The organism is Sphingomonas sp. PAMC26645, assembly GCF_004795835.1.
Classification (GTDB): Bacteria; Pseudomonadota; Alphaproteobacteria; order Sphingomonadales; family Sphingomonadaceae; genus Sphingomonas.
In genome coordinates this window covers 3,518,168-3,540,275 of the sequence record NZ_CP039249.1, presented here as the reverse complement: position 1 = coordinate 3,540,275, position 22,108 = coordinate 3,518,168, and the positions used below count along the sequence as shown (strand labels likewise).

The 22,108-nt window shown below is 65.5% G+C and carries 25 protein-coding genes; 17 read left to right on the top strand and 8 right to left on the bottom strand.

Annotation, left to right across the window (positions count from 1 at the left end; translation table 11 throughout):
• The first annotated feature begins 247 nt into the window (after positions 1-247).
• From E5673_RS16280 to nadA, 3 genes are read left to right on the top strand one after another with little or no spacing between them, the layout of a single operon-like run.
• On the top strand, positions 248-1,105 hold the full coding sequence (locus tag E5673_RS16280) for an MBL fold metallo-hydrolase (protein ID WP_136190809.1): 858 nt from the start codon (positions 248-250) through the stop codon (positions 1,103-1,105).
• Positions 1,087-1,812: a DUF4230 domain-containing protein gene (locus E5673_RS16275; protein WP_136190808.1), complete on the top strand. Its 726-nt coding sequence runs from the start codon at positions 1,087-1,089 to the stop codon at positions 1,810-1,812. The genes E5673_RS16280 and E5673_RS16275 overlap by 19 nt, the downstream gene beginning before the upstream one ends.
• A 29-nt stretch (positions 1,813-1,841) precedes the next feature.
• Positions 1,842-2,825: a quinolinate synthase NadA gene (gene nadA / locus E5673_RS16270; protein WP_136190807.1), complete on the top strand. Its 984-nt coding sequence runs from the start codon at positions 1,842-1,844 to the stop codon at positions 2,823-2,825.
• Positions 2,826-2,910: 85 nt separating this feature from the next.
• Here the strand turns inward: nadA and E5673_RS19765 are convergent, their stop codons facing one another.
• Positions 2,911-3,063 (bottom strand): hypothetical protein, encoded by a 153-nt coding sequence (locus E5673_RS19765; protein ID WP_167397683.1) that lies wholly within the window; start codon positions 3,061-3,063, stop codon positions 2,911-2,913.
• Between the two features lie 166 nt (positions 3,064-3,229).
• Here E5673_RS19765 and nadC point away from each other — a divergent pair, with 166 nt between their 5' ends.
• Genes nadC through E5673_RS16255 form a run of 3 tightly spaced genes read left to right on the top strand, consistent with a single transcriptional unit; the run spans position 3,230 to position 5,302 of the window.
• A complete protein-coding gene (nadC, locus tag E5673_RS16265) occupies positions 3,230-4,081 on the top strand; it encodes a carboxylating nicotinate-nucleotide diphosphorylase (RefSeq protein WP_136190806.1) in 852 nt (283 codons plus the stop codon).
• Positions 4,082-4,133: 52 nt separating this feature from the next.
• Positions 4,134-4,592, top strand: a complete 459-nt coding sequence (locus E5673_RS16260; RefSeq protein WP_136190805.1) for a hypothetical protein — start codon at positions 4,134-4,136, stop codon at positions 4,590-4,592.
• Positions 4,589-5,302: a ribonuclease T gene (locus E5673_RS16255; RefSeq protein WP_136190804.1), complete on the top strand. Its 714-nt coding sequence runs from the start codon at positions 4,589-4,591 to the stop codon at positions 5,300-5,302. The genes E5673_RS16260 and E5673_RS16255 overlap by 4 nt, the downstream gene beginning before the upstream one ends.
• Before the next feature lie 240 nt (positions 5,303-5,542).
• On the opposite strand, the gene E5673_RS16250 is transcribed toward E5673_RS16255, so the two are convergent.
• Positions 5,543-5,782, bottom strand: a complete 240-nt coding sequence (locus E5673_RS16250; RefSeq protein WP_136190803.1) for a hypothetical protein — start codon at positions 5,780-5,782, stop codon at positions 5,543-5,545.
• Between the two features lie 243 nt (positions 5,783-6,025).
• Between E5673_RS16250 and E5673_RS16245 the strand changes: the two genes are divergently transcribed.
• The 3 genes from E5673_RS16245 (at position 6,026) to E5673_RS16235 (ending at position 13,049) form a co-directional block, all read left to right on the top strand.
• A complete protein-coding gene (locus tag E5673_RS16245) occupies positions 6,026-7,867 on the top strand; it encodes an autotransporter assembly complex family protein (protein ID WP_136191570.1) in 1,842 nt (613 codons plus the stop codon).
• A 62-nt stretch (positions 7,868-7,929) separates the two neighbouring features.
• On the top strand, positions 7,930-12,009 hold the full coding sequence (locus tag E5673_RS16240) for a translocation/assembly module TamB (protein WP_136191571.1): 4,080 nt from the start codon (positions 7,930-7,932) through the stop codon (positions 12,007-12,009).
• A gap of 38 nt (positions 12,010-12,047) precedes the next feature.
• Positions 12,048-13,049: a glycoside hydrolase family 3 N-terminal domain-containing protein gene (locus E5673_RS16235; protein ID WP_136190802.1), complete on the top strand. Its 1,002-nt coding sequence runs from the start codon at positions 12,048-12,050 to the stop codon at positions 13,047-13,049.
• 331 nt (positions 13,050-13,380) lie between these two features.
• Here the strand turns inward: E5673_RS16235 and map are convergent, their stop codons facing one another.
• Together map and E5673_RS16225 are read right to left on the bottom strand one after the other, a co-directional pair.
• On the bottom strand, positions 13,381-14,163 hold the full coding sequence (gene map, locus E5673_RS16230; RefSeq protein ID WP_136190801.1) for a type I methionyl aminopeptidase: 783 nt from the start codon (positions 14,161-14,163) through the stop codon (positions 13,381-13,383).
• Position 14,164: 1 nt separating this feature from the next.
• Positions 14,165-14,371 (bottom strand): ParD-like family protein, encoded by a 207-nt coding sequence (locus tag E5673_RS16225; RefSeq protein ID WP_136190800.1) that lies wholly within the window; start codon positions 14,369-14,371, stop codon positions 14,165-14,167.
• Positions 14,372-14,477: 106 nt separating this feature from the next.
• Here E5673_RS16225 and E5673_RS16220 point away from each other — a divergent pair, with 106 nt between their 5' ends.
• Genes E5673_RS16220 through tatC form a run of 5 tightly spaced genes read left to right on the top strand, consistent with a single transcriptional unit; the run spans position 14,478 to position 17,469 of the window.
• Positions 14,478-15,200, top strand: a complete 723-nt coding sequence (locus tag E5673_RS16220) for a ScpA family protein (RefSeq protein WP_136190799.1) — start codon at positions 14,478-14,480, stop codon at positions 15,198-15,200.
• Positions 15,197-15,799: an SMC-Scp complex subunit ScpB gene (scpB, locus tag E5673_RS16215; RefSeq protein WP_136190798.1), complete on the top strand. Its 603-nt coding sequence runs from the start codon at positions 15,197-15,199 to the stop codon at positions 15,797-15,799. The genes E5673_RS16220 and scpB overlap by 4 nt, the downstream gene beginning before the upstream one ends.
• A 35-nt stretch (positions 15,800-15,834) precedes the next feature.
• The gene (locus E5673_RS16210; RefSeq protein WP_056055794.1) at positions 15,835-16,080 is read left to right on the top strand and encodes a Sec-independent protein translocase subunit TatA; all 246 of its coding nucleotides are present in this window, start codon (positions 15,835-15,837) and stop codon (positions 16,078-16,080) included.
• Positions 16,081-16,118: 38 nt separating this feature from the next.
• Entirely contained in the window at positions 16,119-16,643 is a 525-nt protein-coding gene (gene tatB / locus E5673_RS16205) for a Sec-independent protein translocase protein TatB (RefSeq protein WP_136190797.1), read from the top strand.
• A gap of 43 nt (positions 16,644-16,686) precedes the next feature.
• Complete coding sequence (gene tatC, locus E5673_RS16200; protein ID WP_107953731.1) at positions 16,687-17,469, top strand: twin-arginine translocase subunit TatC; 783 nt, start codon at positions 16,687-16,689, stop codon at positions 17,467-17,469.
• Positions 17,470-17,570: 101 nt separating this feature from the next.
• Here tatC and E5673_RS16195 read toward each other — a convergent pair whose 3' ends face one another.
• From E5673_RS16195 to E5673_RS19760, 3 genes are all read right to left on the bottom strand, one after another.
• Positions 17,571-17,705 (bottom strand): entericidin A/B family lipoprotein, encoded by a 135-nt coding sequence (locus tag E5673_RS16195; RefSeq protein WP_056055798.1) that lies wholly within the window; start codon positions 17,703-17,705, stop codon positions 17,571-17,573.
• A gap of 306 nt (positions 17,706-18,011) precedes the next feature.
• Positions 18,012-19,553 carry a sensor histidine kinase gene (locus E5673_RS16190; RefSeq protein ID WP_136190796.1) on the bottom strand — a complete coding sequence of 514 codons (1,542 nt, stop codon included), beginning with the start codon at positions 19,551-19,553 and terminating at the stop codon, positions 18,012-18,014.
• An 86-nt stretch (positions 19,554-19,639) separates the two neighbouring features.
• Positions 19,640-19,729, bottom strand: a complete 90-nt coding sequence (locus tag E5673_RS19760; RefSeq protein WP_162236688.1) for a NepR family anti-sigma factor — start codon at positions 19,727-19,729, stop codon at positions 19,640-19,642.
• Between the two features lie 347 nt (positions 19,730-20,076).
• Between E5673_RS19760 and E5673_RS16185 the strand changes: the two genes are divergently transcribed.
• The 3 genes from E5673_RS16185 to E5673_RS16180 all read left to right on the top strand — a co-directional run bounded on the left by E5673_RS16185 (position 20,077) and on the right by E5673_RS16180 (position 21,836).
• Complete coding sequence (locus E5673_RS16185) at positions 20,077-20,880, top strand: response regulator (protein WP_136190795.1); 804 nt, start codon at positions 20,077-20,079, stop codon at positions 20,878-20,880.
• 74 nt (positions 20,881-20,954) lie between these two features.
• Complete coding sequence (locus tag E5673_RS19755) at positions 20,955-21,092, top strand: hypothetical protein (protein ID WP_162236661.1); 138 nt, start codon at positions 20,955-20,957, stop codon at positions 21,090-21,092.
• Between the two features lie 96 nt (positions 21,093-21,188).
• Positions 21,189-21,836, top strand: coding sequence for a sigma-70 family RNA polymerase sigma factor (locus E5673_RS16180; protein ID WP_056489136.1), 648 nt, complete (start codon positions 21,189-21,191; stop codon positions 21,834-21,836).
• Between the two features lie 25 nt (positions 21,837-21,861).
• Here the strand turns inward: E5673_RS16180 and E5673_RS16175 are convergent, their stop codons facing one another.
• Entirely contained in the window at positions 21,862-22,044 is a 183-nt protein-coding gene (locus E5673_RS16175; RefSeq protein ID WP_056057498.1) for a hypothetical protein, read from the bottom strand.
• Between the last annotated feature and the right edge of the window lie 64 nt (positions 22,045-22,108).

The window sequence follows — 22,108 nt, the reverse complement described above, 5'->3', positions numbered from 1 at the left end:
GAGGCACCGGGTGGGTGGATCGACGCGAGACCGGAAGGGAAAGCGGTCGATCCACCCTGTGAACGCGATCGCGTTCGGTGACGGAATAGTAGTTGCACGGCCTGTGCCAGAACCTGCCGTTCGCAGTTTTGGCGACGTTCGATAGTTAATCCAGGTTTGGCCCGGCGTCGGCCTGTAAGAGTTTCCGACAGCTCTCCGCGACTAACGAGGTCTTGCCATCGCCCCGTCGAGCCGCCATTTCGCATCCATGGCTGAGCATCCGACCGGTATCCCGATCCAGCTCGAGCCGCTCGTCGTTCGCGTGCTCGCGCCCAACGCTTCCCCCTACACCTATACGGGTACGCAGACGCACATCGTCGGAACGACCGATCTTGCCGTGATCGATCCCGGTCCAAATGATCCCGCCCATATCGACGCGCTGATGCGCGTGATCGAAGGGCGGCCGGTCAAGGCGATCGTCGTTACGCATCACCACCGCGACCATAGCCCCGCCACGCGTCCGCTCCAGTCGCTCACCGGCGCCCCGATCGTCGGCGCTGCGCCGTTCGACCTCGCCGACGCAGGCGCGCGCGCAGACGCTTCGTTCGACGCCGCCTACGCACCAGACCGCGTTCTTTCGGAGGGCGATACCGTCACCGGCACAGGTTGGACTCTGGAGGCGATCGCGACGCCTGGCCACACCTCGAACCATCTGGCCTTCGCGCTGCCCGAGACGAAGGCGTTGTTTTCCGGCGATCATGTCATGGGCTGGTCGACGACGATCGTCTCGCCGCCCGACGGCAATATGACCGCGTACATGGCCAGCCTCGAAAAGCTGATGGGGCGTGACGACCGGGTCTATTACCCCGGTCACGGCGAGGCGATCGACAAGCCGCAACGGCTCGTCCGCGGCATGCTCGGCCACCGCAAGCAACGCGAGGGGCAGATCCTTCGCCTGCTTGGCAAGGGCGCGTCGGCGATCCCGGCGATGGTCGAGCGCATGTATGTCGGTCTCGGCCCGCAGCTCGTGCCAGCTGCGGCACGATCGGTGCTGGCGCATCTGTACGACCTGCAAACCCGCGGACTGGTTATCGAGGAAGGCGAGACATGGCGAACGACAGCGTGACCGAACCCGTACGCAAGAGCGGCGTGGCCCCGTTCCTGGCAAAGGCCGTCGGAATCGTCTTGATCCTCGTCCTCGCAGGGCTGCTCGTGCTCTGGGGCGTGCAGCGCTACGTCAGCGATCGACTCACGCCCGATCCGACGACGATCGCCAGTGCCAGCCTCGAAGGGTTGCGCGAGCAGAACCGGCTTTCTGCCTTCGCTGCGCGTTACGTTGCCGTTGTTACCTCGAAACAGACGCAGCTCGGCTTCACCACCGAGAAGACGCTGATCATGCCCGGCATGGTCCGGTACGAAGTCGACATGGCCAAGCTCACCCAGTCCGATGTCGCGTGGGACGGCACGTCAAAGACGCTGTCCGTGCGCCTTCCTGCAGTCGAGGCCGATGGCCCGCAGGTCGATCTCAACGCGGTCCGCGAATATGGTTCGGGCGGCGTGTTGACCACATTCACCGACGCCGAGAAGCGCCTCGACGCCGCCAACCGCCGTGCCGGCCAGATCGAGCTGATCCGCCAGGCGCGCGAGCCCGCGATGATCAAGCTCGCCCGCGATGCCACGCGTCGTGCGGTCGAACGCAGTTTCGCGATGCCGCTGCGGGCTGCCGGAATCGACGCGACCGTCGCGGTGCGCTTCGCCGACGAGCCGACCGCGAATACCGAGCGCTGGGACACCTCGCGCTCGCTGCAGGACGTGCTAGGGAATCGCCGCTAGAAGACGGGCGCTAAACTCGGGATACGACCATGGAATTGAAGCAGAACTTCGCCGGCATCGACATACGCGCCGAGATCGAGCGCCTCCGCAAGGAGAAGAACGCCGTCATCCTCGCGCATTATTATCAGAAGCCGGAGCTTCAGGATCTGGCCGATTTCGTCGGCGACAGTCTCGACCTGTCGCGCAAGGCGGCGGCGACGGACGCCGACGTGATCGCGTTCTGCGGCGTGCGGTTCATGGCCGAGACCGCCAAGATCCTGTCGCCCGACAAGATCGTCGTGCTCCCCGACATGGACGCCGGGTGCAGCCTAGAGGACAGCTGCCCGCCCGAGCAGTTCGCCGCCTTTCGCGCGAAGCACCCCGATCACATCGCACTGACCTACATCAACTGCTCGACCGAGGTGAAAGCGCTCTCCGACATCATCGTCACGTCTTCGTCGGCGGACACGATCCTCGCGCAGATCCCGCTCGATCAGAAGATCATCTTCGGTCCCGATCGTAACCTGGGCGGGTACCTCGCGCGGAAGACCGGTCGCGACATGCTGCTGTGGCCGGGAGTTTGCATCGTCCACGAGGCGTTTAGCGAGACCGAGCTGATGAAGCTGAAGGCGCAGCACCCCGGCGCGCCCGTCGTCGCGCATCCCGAATGCCCGCCGATCATCCTCGATCACGCCGATTACGTCGGCTCGACGCGCGGCATCCTCGATTACGCGCTCGCGATGCCCGGCGACACGCTGATCGTCGCGACCGAGCCGCACATCATCCACCAGATGGAAAAGGCGCTCCCGAACAAGCGCTTCATCGGCGCGCCGGGTGCGGACGGCAACTGCAACTGCAACATTTGTCCGTACATGGCGCTCAACACGCTCGAAAAGCTGTACGTCGCACTACGCGACCTGTCGCCGCGGATTGAGATCGAGGAGGGGCTTCGGCTCCAGGCGAAGAAAAGCCTCGACCGCATGCTGTCGATGGCATCGAATACCGTCGGGAAGGGTGATCTCGGGCCGAAGTGACGGCCCGTTTCAATTGGCCGCCGTTCGGGCTGGATTATTCCAGCCCGGCGCGGTCACATCAGGAATAGTTCAGATCAGGGCGCGCTCAGAGTGCCGGGACGTCGGCACCGCTCAACTGGGCGAGCGCCTGGTCGATATGGATGGCGGCAAGCGGCAGCTGCAGCGTATCGGCCAGCGTAAGAGCTTCGTCCAGCAGGGCATGCAGGCGTGCGGTATCGGCCATCGTGGTGGTGGGCATAAGAATATCCTCGGTAGTGATCGGCAAACCCTCGAAGTATCGAATGGTTCCTATACCGGAAAAATAATTCGATGAGTCGAATGAACCGTGAAGTCACTGTTCGGACCGTCTCTTTTTTGGCACCGCGCGCCGAGCATCTTTTCGACGAACAATCCGGAGACGACAGGTGAAGACAGCATTGCCCGAGTCGTTCGATATCGACGCCTTCGTCGCGGCAACGCTGACCGAGGATCTCGGCACGATCGGCGACATAACCTCGGCCGCTGTGATTCCCGCCGACGCACGGTTCACCGGCGTCATGGACAGCCGCGATCCGATCGTCGTCGCTGGCCTCGATCTCGCCGAAGCCTTCTTCCGCGCGCTGGACCCGGGCGTGCGGATCGAACGCCTCGTCCGCGACGGGCAGCAGGTGGCCGCCGGCACCGAACTCATGCGGCTCGAAGGGGCAGGGCGCGCGATGCTGACGGCCGAGCGGTCCGCGCTCAACACCGTCCAGCATCTGTCGGGCATCGCGACGATGACGCGCGCGTATGTCGATGCGATCGAGGGCACGGGCGCGATCCTGCTCGACACGCGCAAGACGATCCCGGGCCTGCGCGTGCTGGAGAAATACGCGACCCGGATGGGTGGTGCACAGAACCACCGCATGGGGCTGTGGGATGCGGCGATGATCAAGGACAATCATGTCGCGGTTGCCGGTGGTGTCGCCGAGGCGGTTCGTCGCGCAAAGGCCGCGGGAATCGCGCAGATCATCGTCGAGGTCGACCACATCGACCAGATCGAGCCGGCGCTGGAAGCTGGCGCGACGCACCTGCTGCTCGACAACATGCCGCCGGCGATGTTGCGCGAAGCGGTGGCGCTCGTCGCCGGTCGCGTCCCGACCGAGGCATCGGGCGGTGTCAATCTCGACACGATCCGCGCGATCGCTGAATCGGGCGTGACCTATGTGTCGGTCGGCCGCTTGACGCAGTCGGCGCCCGCAGCAGATATAGGGCTGGACTTCGCGACCGTCGAATAGCTCCGCCAGATCCGGCGCGGGCCTTCGGCTGGCTAGGTCAGGGAGTAGGACCATGATCAGGCCGGTTGCCATCGTTCGCTACGAGCGCCTCTATTGGGCGGCGTTCATACTGGATACGGTCGTCGCGGCGATGACCTGGACGCAGCGCGAGGCGATCGTCACCGCCTATCCGGTACTCGCCAAGGCGACGTGGATATTGCCGACGTTCCAGGCCATCGGGATCGCGGTGACGGTGCTGCTCTGGTACTTCACCGCGCGTGCGCCGAGCGTCGTCGCGAAATGGGTGGTCGTGATCCTCGCCGCCTTGTCGACCTGGGCCGCCGTCCAGGCGCTTGCAACGCTCGCGACGGGTAGTGCGATTGTCGGCACGGCATCGATCCTCTCGCTCATCGCAGAAGCACTCTACGTCGCCGCCGCCGTCCACCTCTTCCGGCCCGGGAGCAAAGCCTGGTTCGGTCAGGACGACGGCGCCGATTTCGACACGGATACCGACAGAGGGAACGTCGCATGATCTCCAGGCTGACCCTCGCCGCCGTAGCGATCGCGTTGCCGAGCGTCGTGCAGGCGCAGGCCTATCAATGCTCGACCCCCGCGTCGGTCGAGCGCGTCCGCCCGGACCTGCCGTCGGAGAGCCAGCCGAAGCGCGATATCCCGATCGGCAGCTACACGCTCGCGATCACCTGGGCGCCGCAATATTGCCGTGAGAATGGCGATCGCACCGGGTCGACGTTCCGGTGCGGGGCGGGCAACCGGTTCGGCTTCACGTTGCACGGGCTCTGGCCCGATGGCGTTGGCAAGGACTGGCCGCAATATTGTCACGACGCGGAGTTCGTGCCGCCGCCGGTGATCCGTGCCCACCTGTGCACCACGCCGTCCGCGCAATTGCTCCAGCACGAATGGGCGAAACACGGTACCTGCATGCCCGGCTATCGTCCCGCCAAGTATTTCAACCAGTCGGCCGGGCTGTACGGCAAGCTTCGGTATCCCAACATGGACGCGTTGTCGCGTGCGCCACTGACCGCGGGCCGGTTCGCGGCTGAGATGGCGGGCGTGAACCCGGGCTTGAAGGCGGACATGATGCGCGTGACTGCGACGAAGCAGGGCTGGCTCGACGAGGTCTGGATCTGCCTCGACCGCCGTTTCCGCTACCGCCGCTGCCCGGTGCGTCAGGGCGGACTGAACCCGAGCGCACCGCTTCAGATCTGGCGCGGGAGTCGGTAGTCGGTAGTCTTCCTGGAGGATTTGAAATTTTTTCCGTTCGTGCTGAGTAGCGACCGAGTAGCTCCGTCAGGAGCGTATCGAGGGCGCGTATCGAAGCATGGGTTACCCGCGCCAACCTGTCCTTCGATACGCCGTCTCGATACGCTCCGTTGGAGCTACTCGACGGCTACTCAGGACGAACGGAAGACGGACGAACGAAGAGCGGCGAACGGAAAGGGGGCGGGCATGCGGGAGCGCCCTCTACCGCCGGTCCTTCAACCAGACCAGTACCGCCGCCAGCACGCCAACGCCCGTCCCAACCAGAAACCCCGGTGTAGCCTGCTCAATCGCAAAGCCGACCCCGGCGCCGCCCAGCATGCCAAGCGCCATGAGGAACCCGCCCGCAGCGCTCGGATCCTTGTGGGGGGGCAGGGTGTCGCGGGAAGTCGGGTCGGTCATCGCTATATCCTGCCACGCGCCGCCGCCAGATGCCACCCACACGCCGAGCGCGATCCGCCGCCCGGACGAAACGTGGCGGAAATACGGCGTTAGATACTGTTCCGCAACGACAAGCCCGGCTAGGAGCCGGACATGGTGTTCCGCGTCGGGCGAGCCGGGCCGGCCGCCGCCTTTTTCGTTCTGACGACAGCGGGTGCCCTACCTTGCGCGGGCATACGTGCCGCAGGAGCACAAACCGTGCCTGTGCCGACGCAGGCTCCGGCCAGCCCGACCGCCGACACGCCGATGTCGCTCGATCCCAATTCGCCGCTTGCTCCGTTGCCGGACATCGGCGTCGCCTGGCCCGATCTCGCGACGTCGCCAATGGACCCGGCCGCCACGGTCGCCGCGGTCGATGCCAATGCGGAGAGCCGCTACGCCTGGCGGATCGACGGCATAGACGGGATCAACGACGCGCTGCTCCGCCAGCGGTTCGCGCAACTCTCGACGCTCGACGCGAACGATCATCAGGCCGCCAACGCCGCGCAGCTCGATCGGCGGGCGCGCGAGGATGCCGATTTGCTCAACAGCCTGCTCCGCGCGGAAGGCTATTACGACGCCAACGTCGTCACGCGCGTAGAGGCGGGCGCCAAGCCGATGGTCGTGCTGTCCGCCACCCCGGGCACGCTCTACAAGTTCAAGGGCGTGACGATCGACGGCATCGCCGCGGCAGGCGACAAGGCGCCGGGGCTGACGACCGCGTTCGGGATCAAGCCCGAAGACCCGGTCAACTCCGACGCGATCGTCGCCGGCCAGGCCAAGCTGACGACGCAAATCGGCCGCGAAGGCTTTCCGTTCGCGAAAGTCGGCGATCCGGCGATCGTCGTCGACCACGCCACCCGCACCGCGACGCTCGACCTGTCCGTCAGACCCGGCGGTGCGCGCAAGTTCGGACAGGTCGTCGCACTCCCCGGCAGCCGCGTGTTCGGCGCGGACCATGTCGCTGAGATCGCGCGCTTTTCTCCAGGCGACCTGTACGATGCCGCCAAGCTAGACGATCTCCGCCGCGCGTTGATCCAGACCAGTCTAGTCTCCGCCGTCGATCTCAAGCCAGTGCAGGGCGCGACCCCCGATACCGTCGACATTGCCGTAAAACTCGATCGCGCGCCGCCGCATACCGTTGCGGGCGAACTCGGCTACGGTACTGGCGAAGGTGCGCGGGCGGAACTCAGCTGGACGCACCGCAACCTGTTCCCGCCCGAGGGCGCGCTGACGTTGCGCGGCGTGCTGGGAACGCAGGAACAGCTCGGCTCGGTCGTCTTCCGCCGCAACAACTTCAAGGCGCGAGACCGGGTGCTGACGCTCCAGGCATCCGCCGCGCATACCAACCGCGATGCCTACGACGCGAAGACCTATTCGCTCGGCGGCACGCTGGAGCGCCAGACCAACATCTTCTTCCAGAAGACCTGGACCTGGTCGGTCGGCGCCGAACTGCTAGCGTCGGACGAGCAGGACGTGATCCTCTCGACCGGCGATCCGCGCCGCCGAACCTTCTTCATCGGTGCACTGCCGACCAGCCTCAATTACGACGGCTCGGACGATCTGCTCAACCCGACCAAGGGTTTCCGCCTCGGCGGCCGAATCAGCCCCGAAGTCTCGTTGCAGGGCTCGGTGTTCGGCTATGCGCGCACCCAGTTTGACGGCAGCGTGTACCAACCGTTCGGCGATCGGGTGGTGCTCGCCGCGCGCACCCGGCTCGGCACCATCGTCGGCGCCCCGCGTGACCAAGTCGCGCCGTCACGCCGCTTCTACGCCGGCGGCGGCGCGTCGGTGCGCGGTTACGGCTATCAGTCGATCGGCCCGCGCGATCCCAACAACGACCCGATCGGCGGCCGCAGCCTGACCGAATTCTCGATCGAGGCGCGCGTCCGCGTGCTCGGCAGCTTCGGGATCGTGCCGTTCCTCGACGCGGGCAATATCTACACCTCGCCGCTGCCGAAATTCACCGGGTTGCAATACGGCACCGGGATCGGCGTGCGCTATTATTCGAACTTCGGCCCAATTCGCCTCGACGTCGGCACCCCGATCAACCCGCAGCCCGGCGACAGCCGAATCGCGGTGTACGTCTCGCTGGGGCAGGCGTTTTGACCGAAGAGGTCGTTCTTCCAAAGCGCCGGATCGCTTGGTGGCGATGGATCGCAAGCGCGATCATGGCGCTGCTCGCGATCGTTGGTGCGGCGTTGCTGATCGTCGACACCGACATCGGCCACCGTTTCGTCGCGGACCGGATCGCGGCGATCAAGACCGCGAACGGCCTGCGCTTCACGGTCGGTAGGATCGACGGCTCGCTATACGGAGACACCCGGCTGACGGATCTCCGCGTGTACGATCTCGAGGGTCTCGTCTTCCAGGCGCCCAACGTCACGCTCGACTGGTCGCCGTTCGACTGGTTCTCGAACCGACTCGAGATCCGCCGCCTGATCGTCGATCGCGCGATCCTGACGCACACTCCGCGCACGCGCTCGTCGAAAAGCCGTGGCCCAATCCTGCCCGACTTCGACATCCACATCGGCAAACTCTTGGTCGGCCGCCTCACGCTGGCGAAGCGCGTGCTCGGGACCCAAAGGATCGGGACGCTCGAAGGTCGCGCGGACATCCGCTCCGGCCGCGCACTCGTGGATATCAAGGCCCGCGTCGCCGGCAGCGACGACCTGAAGCTACGGATCGACGCCGAGCCCGCGCGCGATCGCTTCGACATCGACGTCGCCGCGAAGGGCGCCACGGGCGGCGTCCTCGCGCGGATGGTGAAGGCGAAGGGCCCGGTCGCGCTCGCGGTCACCGGCGACGGCAGCTGGGCGAAGTGGAACGGCCGCGCGAACGGCATCGTCGGCACGACGCGCGTCGTCGATCTCGCGCTCGCGCAGGTCGCCGGCCGCTACACGCTGTCGGGCACGCTCTCGCCGTCGTCGCTCCTCAAGGGGCGGCTGCAACGGCTGACGGCACCGCGCATCCTCGTCAACGGCAGTGCGGAGTTCGCCAACCGCCGGCTGGACGGGCAGCTTTCGCTCCGAACGCCCGCGCTGGCGATCGACACGACCGGCATCGTCGATCTCGGTGCGAACGCGTATCGCGACGTGCGGATCAAGGCGCGGCTCCTGCGCCCGCCCGCGTTGTTCGACAACATGACCGGCAACATGGTCGAACTGCGCGCGATCCTGGACGGCCCGTTCGCGACCGCGGCGTTCGACTATCGCCTCGACGCCAGCCGTTTCGCGTTCGACCAGACCGGGTTCGAGAATGCGCACGCCGCCGGCAAGGGGCGGCTATCCGCAGCGCCCGTGACCGTCCCGATCCGTTTTACCGCAGCGCGCGTCACCGGCGTGGGTACCGTTGCGGGCGGGATCCTGCGCAACCTGTCGGTCGATGGCCTGCTCCGCGTGACGCCGACGCTGCTCACCGGCGACGCGCTCAAGCTCCGTTCCGACAAGCTCACCGGCAGCATCAACCTCGCGGTCGACCTGCGCAACGGCCAGTTCGAGGTCGGCATCAACGGCGGGCTCGGCCGCTATCTGATCCCCGGTCTCGGCATCGTCGACGTGAAGTCTACGCTGCGTGTCGTCCCCGGCCCGAACCGCCACGGCACGCGCGTCATCGGGCAGGGCAGCGCGCAGATGGTGCGGCTCGACAACGCGTTCTTCCGCAGCCTCGCGGGAGGCTTGCCGCGGATCACGACCAACCTCGAACGCACGACCGACGGCGTGCTCCACTTCACCAACCTAGTCCTCACCGCGCCGCAGATCCGGCTGACCGGCAACGGCTATCGTCGGCGCGACGGCACCTTCCATTTCGAGGGCGGCGGGCGCCAGCAGACCTACGGCCCGGTGACGCTGAAACTCGACGGCCAGATCGAGAAGCCGACGCTCGACCTCGTCTTTGCCAGCCCGAATGCGACGCTCGGGCTGTCCAACGTCCGCGCGCATCTCGATCCGACGCCGCAGGGTTTCGCCTTCACCGCGGCGGGCGGATCGCGGCTCGGGCCGTTCACCACCAACGGCGCGATCCTGTTGCCGCCCGGCGCCGATGCGACGATCGCCATCGCCGCGCTGAACGTCGCGGGCACCAAGGCGAGCGGGAACATCGCGGTCGTCGATGGCGGCTTCAACGGCGCGCTCGCGGTGGCCGGCGGCGGCATCTCGGGTGAACTCCTGTTCCGCCCGGTCGGCCAGATCCAGCGCGTCGAAGGACATCTCGCCGCGAAGGCCGCAACGCTCGACGGCATCGCGTTGCGCCAGGGCAAGCTGGACTTCGTCACGTTGCTCGATCCCGCCGGCACCTCGATCGAGGCGACCGCAACCGGCCTCGGCCTGCGTCGCGGTACGTTCAGCCTCGCGCGGTTCAACGGTTCCGCGTCACTGCGCGGTGGAATCGGCACGATCAAGGCATCGATCGCCGGCTCGCGCGGCCGCGCGTTCGATATCCAGAGCGTCACGCAGGTGACCGCCACGAGCTACGCGATCTCCGCGCAAGGCACGCTCGACGGCCGCCCGCTGAAGCTGCTCACGCCGGCGGTTTTGACCCAGGAAGAAGATGGCTGGCACCTCGCACCGACCAAGCTCAGCTTCTCGGGCGGCGAGGCTCAGGTCGGCGGCCGCTTCACCGCCGCCAGCACCGCGATCGACGCCAGCCTGACGCGCATGCCACTCGCAATTCTCGACATCGCCTATCCCGGGCTCGGCCTCAGCGGCAGCGCCTCGGGCAGCTTCACGATCGCGACTGCCAATGGTGCAGCCCCGACCGGCAAGGCTAACGTGACGATACGGGGCCTAAGCCGTGCCGGCCTCGTCCTCTCGTCGCGCCCGATCGACGTTGGCGTTGCAGCCGTGCTCTCCCCCGACAAGCTCGGCCTGCGCGCGGTGATCGCGTCCGCCGGCAAGACGATCGGCCGCGCGCAAGCCCAACTCGCGCCGCTTGGGCAGGGGGACTTGGCCTCCCGAATCAGCAACGCCCGCCTGTTCGGACAACTGCGGTACAGCGGCCCGGCCGACACGCTCTGGCGCCTCACCGGGGTCGAGCTGTTCGATTTGTCCGGCCCGGTCGCGATCGGCGCGGACGTCGTCGGCACGCTTGCCAACCCGACGCTACGCGGCGTCGTCCAGGCGAACGGCGCGCGGATCGAAAGCGCGACCACCGGCACCGTCCTCACCAACGTCCAGGCGACCGGCCGGTTCGGCGGTTCGCGGCTCGTGATCGACCGGTTCGGCGCGGACGCAGGCAAGGGCGGGCGCGTCACCGGCACCGGCCAGTTCGAATTCGCCGCCGCCGCCGGGATCGGCCTCGATCTCGCGCTGCAAGCCGACAAGGCGGTGATGATCAACCGCGACGATATCGGCGCGACCGTGTCCGGCCCGCTGACGTTCAAGTCGAACGGCTCGGGCGGCACGATCGCCGGCGACGTCATACTCGACAAGAGCCGCTACCGCCTCGGCCAGGCCACCGCCGCCAGCGCGGTGCCGCAGCTCAACATCCGCGAGATCAACCTGCCCGACGGTGGCGAGGAAGTCGCGACCCCGACCAAGCCCTGGACGCTCGCGATCAAGGCCCGCGCGCCGAACCAGGTGATGGTCAGCGGCCTCGGCCTCACCAGCGAATGGTCCGCCAACCTCCAGATCGCCGGCCAGCCCGAGAACCCCGCGATCACCGGCCGCGCCACGCTGATCCGCGGCGACTACGAGTTCGCCGGGCGGCAGTTCGAGTTGGCGCGCGGCGTGATCCGCTTCGACGGGCAGGTGCCGGCGAACCCGGCTCTGGATATCGAGGCGAACGCGGACTCGACCGGGCTCAGCGCGTCGATCCGCGTCACCGGGTACGCGCTGAAACCCGAGATCGGTTTCACCAGCACCCCCGCGCTACCCGAGGACGAACTGCTCTCACGGCTGCTGTTCGGTACGTCGATCACCAATCTGTCCGCGCCCGAGGCTCTCCAGTTGGCCGCGGCGGTCGCGGCATTGCAGGGCGGCGGCAGCGGTCTTAACCCGATCAACGCTGTGCGCCGCGCCGCCGGGCTCGACCGCCTCCGCATCCTCCCTGCGGACCCACAGACCGGGCAAGGCACCTCGATCGCCGCCGGCAAATACGTCACCCGGCGCCTCTACGCGGAGATCGTCACCGACGGGCAGGGCTATTCCGCCACGCAGGTCGAGTTCCAGGTCACCCGCTGGCTGTCATTGCTGTCGAGCATCTCCACGCTCGGCCGCCAGAGCGCCAACGTCCGCGTGTCGAAGGATTATTGAAGGATGATCGCGCACGCCGGTTTCGTTAGGAAGAACACATGAAGCCCGTCATCTTCGGCCTGTCCGGCCCCGTCCTCACCCCCGCCGAACGCGCGTTCTTCGCCGAGTGCGAACCCGCCGGCTACATCCTGTTCAAGCGCAACATCGTCGATCGCACCCAAGTCCGTGCCCTGACTGACTCGCTCCGTGTGCTTGCCGGACGCCAGGACCTAGCGATCCTGATCGATCAGGAGGGCGGCCGCGTCGCGCGAATGGGACCGCCCGAATGGCCCGCATTCCCCGCTGGCCCGGTATTCGATGCAGCCTACGAACGCGCGCCGATGACCGCGATCCAGGCGGCACGCGCCAACGCGCAGGCGCTCGGCGTGATGCTCAGCGAGGTCGGGATCACCGTCGACTGCCTGCCGCTGCTCGACGTCTCGCAGCCGGACACCACCGAAGCCGTGGCCTCACGCACGTTCGGCTCCGACCCGATGCGTGTCGCAGCGCTCGGCCGCGCAACGCTCGAAGGGCTGGCCGAAGGCGGCGTGGTCGGTGTCGTCAAGCACATGCCCGGCCACGGCCGCGCGAAGGTCGACACGCACCACCACCTCCCGACCGTCACCGCGACCGATGCAGACCTCGAGGTCGACATCGAACCGTTCCGCACGCTCAACCAGGCACCGATGGGCATGACCTCGCACATCGTCTTCGACGCCTGGGACGCCGACCGCCCCGCGACGCTTTCACCGATCGTGATCGACGAGATCATCCGTCGACGGATCGGCTTCGACGGCCTGCTGATGACCGACGACATCGACATGAAGGCGCTGTCGGGGACCGCCGGCGACAAGGCGGCGGGGGCGATCGCTGCCGGGTGCGATCTGGTGCTAGATTGCTGGGCGCGCATGGACGAGATGGTCGAGATCGCCGGGCGGCTGGGAGAAATCTCGGAGGCGTCGCGCGCGAGGCTCGATCGGGCGATGAAGTCGGCCGGCGCGGCCAAGGGTGATTTCGCGGAACTGATCGCAAAGCGCGATGCGTTGCTGGCGCGGGCCTGATCTGATTTGGTACGAGTAGCGCGCGTCTTTTTTCGCACCTCCCCGGCGAAGGCCGGGGTCCAATTGGAGAGGTCGCGGTAACGGGGCGCGATCCTCGGTTACCACCATCTCCCAATTGGGCCCCGGCCTTCGCCGGGGTGGTGTTGGTGGAGGGGATACTTCCGTTCGCCCTGAGTAGCGGCTGAGCTTGTCGAAGCGGCGTATCGAAGGGCAGGTTGGCGCGCGGAACCTGTGCTTCGATACGCGCCTTCGGTACGGCTCTGCGAGCATACTCAGGCACTACTCAGCACGAACGGAATGGATTGAACGGTTGCGACCGCCTCAATCACGCTCACCCCAGATTACCCAGCCCCCGAGCCCGCTCATCCCCGCGCAATGTCAGCACCTCGACCCCGCCGCGCGTCACTGCCACCGTATGCTCGAACTGCGCCGAAAGCTTGCCGTCGTCGGTCACCACCGTCCACCCGTCATCCTCGGTCGACACTTTCCGCGTCCCCTGGTTGATCATCGGCTCGATCGTGAACACCATCCCCTCGCGCAGCGTCATGCCGGTCCCCGCGCGCCCGAAATTGAGCACCTGCGGCTCCTCGTGCATCTCGCGACCAATGCCGTGCCCGCAATAATCGCGCACCACCGCATAGCCGTGCTTCTTCGCGTGCTGCTCGATCGCGAAGCCGATATCGCCGAGATGCGCGCCCGCCCGGACCTGCCGGATACCCTGCCACATCGCCTCCTGCGCGATCCGCACGAGGCGCTTCGCAGCGGTCGGAACGGTGCCCACCATATACGTCTTGCTCGAATCGGCGATGAAGCCGTTCTTCTCCAGCGTGATGTCCAGATTGACAATGTCGCCGTCGCGGATGACGTCGCGCGGGTTCGGCACGCCGTGGCAGACGACGTGGTTGATCGAGCTGTTCAGGACATATTCGAAGCCATATTGTCCCTTGCTCGCGGGCCGCGCTGCGGGGTCTTCGGTGATAAAGCGATCGACCATGTCGTTGACCTGCAACGTCGACAGCCCCGCCAGATCCTGCACGTCGAGCATCTCGAATACCGACGCCAGCAACGCGCCTGATATCCGCATCAACGCCAGTTCCGCCGCCGTCTTCACCATCTCAGGCTGCCGTTTTGTCGGCGACGCGCACCGACGCGGCGGCGAGTTGCGCGGTGACGATATCGTTGAACGACAGCGTCGGGTTGGCCTCGGCGAGCATGCCGATCTTCATCCAGAACTCCGCCTGAGCGTTGATCGACCGGCACAGCACCTGGCTCGCCCGCCGCGCGTGCTCGTGCAGCGCGTCGTCGATCTTCACGATACCCATTCAAGCCCCACATTCACCTTGACCATATGAAACGTGTACGGTTCATATGGTCGTGCGTCAAACGTGAAGGGTGGATGCCCGGCAGCGCGCGCTGTAGCGTCCGGCAATGGACGATGCGCAACTGACCCTGGATCTCGACGGATGGGAGGGGCCGCTCGATCTGCTGCTGTCACTCGCGCGCGGACAGAAGGTCGATCTGCGGAAAATCTCGATCCTCGCGCTGGTCGAGCAGTATCTGGCGTACGTCGACTCCGCGCGCGCGCTGAAGCTGGAACTCGCCGCAGACTATCTCGTGATGGCAGCGTGGCTGGCGTATCTGAAGTCGGCGCTGCTCCTGCCGCGCGATCCGCTCGCCGAGCCCGACCCGGAGGAACTGGCGCTGCGGCTCCAACTGAGGCTCGAACGCCTGAGCGCGATGCGCGAGGCCGGTGCGCGGCTGATGGCGCGCGATCGCACCGGGCGAGACGTGTTCCTGCGCGGCGCGCCCGAGGGACTGCGAACGGTGCGCAAGGCCACGTGGCAGGCCGAGATCTTCGACCTGATCGCCGCGTACGGCCGCATCTCCGCGCGGACGCGACCAGTGATGCATGTCGTCGCCGACCGCGAGGTGATGACGCTGGATGCAGCGCTCGAGCGCGTGTCGATGCTGGTGGGCGAGCGGATCGACTGGAGCGTGATCGAAAGCTTCCTCCCCGAAGCGGGCGAGCGTCTCCGGCGGTCGGCGCTGGCATCGAGCTTCGTCGCGGCGCTCGAACTCGCACGGCAGGGGAAGATCGAACTGCGCCAGGCGTCACCCTTTGCGCCGCTGTATCTGAGAGCCCGCGCGTGACCCCGCCCGACGATTTCACGCGCGCCGTCGAGGCGGTGCTGTTCGCGGCGGAGACTCCGCTGACGCTCGACGCGATCCGCGCGCATGTCGGCACCGGCGACGTCCGCGCGGCACTCGACCAACTTACCACCGACTATGCCGGCCGCGGCATCGCCATCGTCCGGCGCGGCGAGCGCTGGCAGTTCCAGACCGCGGCCGACATGGCACACATGCTCCGCCGCGACCGCGAGGAACCGCGCAAGCTCAGCCGCGCGGGGATCGAGACGCTCGCGATGATCGCCTACCACGAACCCGTAACTCGTGCGGAAATCGAGGCGATTCGCGGCGTGCAGATTTCGAAGGGGACGCTCGATGTCCTGATGGAGGCGGGCTGGGTGAAGCCGGCGGGGCGACGCGAAGTGCCGGGACGCCCGCTAATGTTCGCGACCACGCCTGCATTCCTCGTCCATTTCGGCCTGCAGAGCCGCCGCGACCTGCCGGGAATGGACGATTTGCGCGCCGCGGGGCTGCTCGATCCGGTCGATCTCGCATTCGATCGCCTCGAAGATAGCGAAGACGACCGGGAAGATGGTGAGGTGGCTGGCAAAGCGGCAGGATGAGGCTTAGATAGGGTTCAGTTTCCAGGAGAATTGCCATGGGCGGTTTTAGCCCGATTCACTTGCTCGTTCTCGCGGTCGTCGCGATCCTCCTTCTCGGCGGCGGCCGATTCTCGAACCTGATGGGCGACGTCGCCAAGGGCGTGAAGAACTTCAAGAAGGGCATGTCCGAGAACGACGACGAGACGCCGGCCAAGCCATCGGCACGGATCGAAGCGCAGAAGACTGCCGATCCGGCGTTCGATCGCGACGGTAATCGCGTCCGCGACGACCGTCCTGCCTGAAGCCGGCAGAGTTGACGACCCTAGATAGGCGCGGCTGAATGTTCGATATCGCGCCCTCCGAGTTTCTGCTCGTGGCCTTCGTCGCGCTCGTCGTGATCGGTCCGAAGGATTTGCCCAAGGCGATGCGCGTGGTCGGCTATTGGGTCGGCAAGGCGCGTGGCGTCGCGCGGCAGTTTCGTTCGGGCTTCGACTCAATGGTTCGCGAGGCCGAACTTGAAGAGATGGAAAAGCGCTGGGCGTCGGAAAACGAACGCATCATGCGCGAGCATCCGCAGACGGGCACGGACTCGACGGCCGATACCACGCAGGTGGTGCACTCGCCGGAGACGGAGGAGCACCGCCGTGATTATCGGTCCGTCGATCATACCGACGAGCCGGTGATGGTCGAGAAGCCGGTAGTGGCGGCCGCGTCCGGGCATCCTTCGCCGGTACCGTCCGACCAGGAGCACAGGCCGGTCGCCGATCGCGGTCCGGACTTGTTCGACGGACCGCTGGATACGCCGGCGCCGACGGTGCCCCATCCCGACGACAAGTCCGGCAAGTCCGACGTGGCGTCATCGTGAACGCAGTGGGCGATATCGCCCCTCATAACGCCGAAAGCCAGACATGAGCGAGATCGACGAAAGCCGGGCGCCGTTGCTCGACCATCTGATCGAGCTGCGGCGGCGGCTGCTCTACTGCATCGCCGCGCTGGTCGTGACGTTCGCAGTGGCGATGTATTTCGCCGAGAATATCTTCGGCTTCCTGGTTCACCCGCTGCTCGCGGCCGGTCAGAACAAGGTGATCTATACCGAGATCTTCGAGGCGTTTTTCGTCCAGATCAAGGTGGCGTTCTTCGCCGCGATGATGCTGTCATTCCCGGTGATCGCGAACCAGGTGTGGCAGTTCGTCGCGCCGGGCCTCTACAAGAAGGAACGCGGCGCGCTGTTGCCGTTCATCCTCGCGACGCCCGTGCTGTTCCTGACGGGTGCTGCGATGGCCTATTACGTCGCGATTCCGATGGCGCTGCACTTCCTGCTCGGCTTCGACGGGATGGTCGGCGGGATCCATCGCGAAGCGCTGCCGGCGATCGGCAACTACCTCTCGTTCACGATGCAGTTCCTGTTCGGCTTCGGCATCTCGTTCCTGTTGCCGGTCCTGCTGATGCTGCTCGAGCGGGCAGGGATCGTCACGCGCAAGCAACTGATCGGCGCGCGGCGCTATGCGATCGTCGCGGCATTCGCGATTGCAGCGGTGCTGACGCCGCCGGATATCGGCTCGCAGCTGCTGCTCGCGATCCCGCTGGTGATCCTGTACGAACTCGCACTGATCGGGATCTGGTTCACCGAGCGTAGCCGGGCAAAGGCCAAGGCGGTCGAGGGTGAGTCCACCGACATCGTCGAGAGCTGACCCGCCGCGGGGCCTATACGAACCGAACCGCAAGGCCAGTACGAAAAAGGGGCCCGGTGCATGTGCACCGGGCCCCTTTTCATTATCATAAGCGCAAAGGCTTACTTGGCGTTGTCCGCGGTCTTCGCGACGGTCTTGCCCGCCGAAGCCACGTCCTTGCCTGCGCCCTCGACCGTGTTGCATGCCGACACCATCAAAGCGCTGGCTACAATCGCCAGTCCAACCAACTTACGCATGATACTTCCTCCTAGAAGGGCTTGAATGCCACGGGAGGGGGAATGTTCGGGGGCGCCATTCGTTCCGCCGCTGGAACCAACGCCCGGCATGAAAAGGCAATTTTCGGAATAAAGGCCCGGCAGCATCACCAGGGGGGGGGAGGGTGTGCTACCGGGCCTGTGTTCTGGATAGCGAGAGCGGGGGGGGCATAAAGTCGCTATCCGAAGTATAGAACGGCAACGGCGATGGTCGGTTCCCGCTTTTCTTCGAATCTATTCAATTAAATGCGTCGTTTGATATGGATCAGCCGATGTTGCAGAAAAGGCTTAGTTGCGCCCGGTAATGGCGAAGGCGATCTCGTACGCGCCGACCAGTGGATCGTGGTGGAGAGGCGACCGCAACTGGCGCGAAAGGCCTTCCATGACGCGACCATAGCGCGACAGGGCCTCTCGGAACGCATCGCTCTCGACCAGCGCACGCGAAACGACGCGGACAACAGCCCGGTCGGGTTTGTCGGCGAGCTTGTCGGCGGGCTTCACGACAATCCTGATCTGCGCTGCAGGATCGCAGCTCATCGCCAGTTCGATCGTCTCCGTCACCAGGAACGCCAGCGCGACCGCGACGTCCTGATTGACCAGATACGGATCGATATCGAGCGTGATGCCCAGGCCGTGCGAGCGATCCGACGCTGTCGCGCGGATGTTGGCGGAAAGCTCCCCGATCATCGTCCGCAGGTTCAGCCCACGGTTTTCCTCGAGCTCGGCGAAGTGATTGCGGTGAACCACGGCCAGCGCATCGACGCGGCGCTGGATCGACGAGTAAGCTGCGGTGGCGTCGGGGCTGGGGGCGCTGCGGGCGTGAAAGTTGATCAGGCTGGAGATAACCTGAAGGTTGTTCTTCACGCGGTGGTGCACCTCGCGCGTAAGCTTGGTCTGGCGCACGAGTCCTTCGGCAAGGCCGGCCTCGTGCAACGCAACCGTCCGGCTGATCGACTGGAAAGTTTCTCCCAGTTCGCGAATTTCCTGTGCGGGCAGCGTGTGGACGGTGCCGAAGTCGAGTTCCTCACCGGGCGTGAAGGCGGCGACCGCACCGCGCAGGCGGCGGAGCGGGCGGATCAAAAGCCGGTCGACCACGAACCACGCTATGCTCGCCGCGGCGATCCACATCAACAGCGGCAACAGCATCGCCACGATCAAGGACGACGTGACTGGTGCACTGCGAATGCTGGTGCGCAAGGCAAGCCCAGCGACGCCGAGTTCGGTCCGCATCGTCTCCATACGATCGAGCGGGCGCTCGTCGGCAATCGTCTCGAGGTGAAGCGCGTCCTCGTCGAGCACGATCGCGCTGCTGAACGCGGACGCGCGCGTCGAGGGGCGCCCGATCTTCTCCAGGAAGGCACGGGGGAAGAAGGCGCGGGCGGACGTGTCGCCGCTGGGACCGGAAATCGCGAGGATGAGTCCATTGTCGGGGACGATCGCTGCGGCCACGGGCATGTTGTCCTGCCGCACGGTCACTGGGTTGGGCAGTGGAACGCCGCACAGGACATGGCCTGCGCGGTCGGTGATGATGAAGCGGGTCCCTGCAGAGGATTGCTGCGCAAATACGCCCTGGGCGCGTGCGCAGCTCGGGGCATCGGCAGGATCGGTTCCGAGCGCGTTCACCGCAACCCTAAGCGCGGTCATGTCGCCGACGAGTTCGATCGCGATGGCGCGCGCGCTTTCATCCGCCGTCACGCGCAACCGAGCACGCGCCTCTGCATCAGCCAATCGCGTCGTCTGCAACGTGGCAAACACCGCGATCAAGGCCAGCGGCAAGAGCGCCGCACTGATGATCAGAAAGAGTTTGGCGCCGGTCGGTAAACTGCCCATCGCGGACAGCAGGCGGCGTTTGTTTAGCGGCGCTAGCTCCGGGGAGGTCGTATCTACAGCGGTCGCTATGGGCTCGCGGCCCACCGTCAGTCCAGCTTGCCGAGGAGTTCGAGAAGGTCGTCCGGGATCGTCTCGTCCACGGTCTTCTGATACACCGAGCGCAACGCCGAACCCATTTGTTGGTCCTTATCAGGGACCTTGGCGGGTTTCGTTGCAGGCACTGTCTTCTCCGTGTCGTGGCCCAAACTCAAAACTTCCCCCTGCACGACGCAAACCAATCTGTGATGACGAGCAAAACTGCGCCCTTGGGCACCGGACTACATACTCGCGAAACATGTTCGTGAAACCAAATAGCGTCTGGATGGTTCCACATCCGAGCGAAAAATACGCATCTCCGCTCGATTGCTGCCGATACCTGGTGGCGATGGCGTGGACACGGGGCATTTTCGACCGACACCATTGCAATGACGCGAGCCACCCGACACATGAGGGGCCGCGTAGGATCAGGGAGTATTCGTTACCCATGTCTCTTGGACAGCAACTTGCACCGCACCTTCCATTTTTGCGGCGCTACGGCCGGGCCCTGACCGGCAGCCAGATGCACGGCGACAAATACGTGCGCGCCACGCTTGAGGCGATCGTCGCCGCGCCCGGGGAATTCCCCCGCGACGTTGACCCCCGTCTCGGCCTGTACCGCATGTTCCAGGCGATCTGGAACTCTGCAAACTTCGACGAGGTCGGTGACGAGAGCGTCGGCGATGCGGAGGGTCACGAAGCCGTTGCCCGCGCTCGCCTCGCACGGATGACTCCGCTGTCGCGTCAGGCACTGCTGCTGACCGCGATGGAAGGCTTCACGCCTGAGGACGCCGCGTATCTGATCGAAGTCGATACCAGCGAAGTAGACGATCTAGTCGCCGACGCGCTGTCCGAGATCGAAAACCAGACCCGCGCCAAGGTCCTCATCATCGAGGACGAGCCGATCATCGCGATGGATATCGAGACGATCGTCCGCGATCTTGGTCACGATGTCACCGGCGTTGCGGTTACGCGTGACGAAGCCGTCGCCCTGGCGATGGAAATGCGTCCCGGCCTCGTGCTCGCGGACATTCAGCTCGCCGACGACAGCTCGGGCATCGACGCGGTCAAGGACATCCTGGCCGAATTCGAGGTCCCGGTGATCTTCATCACCGCGTTCCCCGAGCGTCTGCTGACCGGCGAGCGTCCCGAGCCGACGTTCCTGATCACCAAGCCGTTCCAGCGTTCGACCGTGAAGGCCGCGATCAGCCAGGCACTGTTCTTCGACCAGGCGACCGTCCCGACCGTCTGAAGCGGCGGCGCGTATCGGGTTCGTGACCGCAAGACGGTTACGGACCCAAAACGTTTTTCGCGAGTTTGGTGACTATGGCTGATCCGAACGAACCAATTCATATCGATACCGAGGATGCACGGGCTGGCGCCACGCCGCACATGACCCGGTACATCCTGGCGATCTCCCTCGTCTTGGTCATTGTTATCTTTGGCTTTATAATCCTGCGCTGAGCCGGATTATGAACGGGTCGCTGGTATTTCCCGCGACCTGTGCCTATGTCTGTCGCCCGCGTACGGCAGTGTTTTATCGGGATTGATCGGATTACCATGACCCAGCCTGCTTCGCCCGTGGATGACGAAATCGAGAACGTTGTCGAGCCGGTCGAGCATGTTTCCTTGTCGGATGCCGAGTTCAAGGTTCAGCTTGCCCAGGTGATCCCGCATTTGCGCGCGTTCGGTCGCTCGCTGTCGGGTAGCCGGGACTTGGCCGACGATCTCGTGCAGGAAACGCTGCTCAAGGCTTGGGCCGCGCGTCTTCGGTTTCAGGCTGGGACGAACATGCGCGCGTGGACGTTCATCATCCTCCGCAACCTGTATCTTTCACAGATGCGGCGTGCGCGCTTCAAGGGCGAGTGGGACGATCTGGTCGCAGACCGTATCCTCGCTGCGCCTGCGAGCCAGGATCGTCACGTCGAGCTGGGCGATATGCAGCGTGCGTTGATGCATCTCCCTCAGCCGCAGCGTGAAGCGCTGATCCTGGTCGGTGCGGGTGGCTTTGCGTATGAAGAGGCGGCCGAGATTTGCAGCGTTGCCGTGGGCACGATCAAGAGTCGTGTTGCGCGTGGTCGCGTTGCGCTCGAAACGATCCTCACCGATGGTTCGCTACCATCGCGACGCGATCATGAGACGGATACGAGCAAGACCGCACTTGATTCGATCATGGGCGATGTCGAAGAACTTAGCCGCGGTCGCTAAATCCAATTAACGGAGGCCGCATCGCTCAGTTGAGGCGATGCGGCATCGCGTCCAGGCGGCGCAACATCATCATCATATCGTCGGGTACCGAGTGCGTGTCGTCGAACGCGCCACGCAGCGCGTGACCGATCACATCGGTCGCGCGGGGGCGGCGCACAACCTGCTGGCCGTTCTCTTCGCGCCTAATCGTGAGGAATGCGTAAGTCATGTTCGCTACAACGGGCCAATAGCGTTTTCGTTGCTTTGTCGTGACATGCGTAGGTAGCGGATTA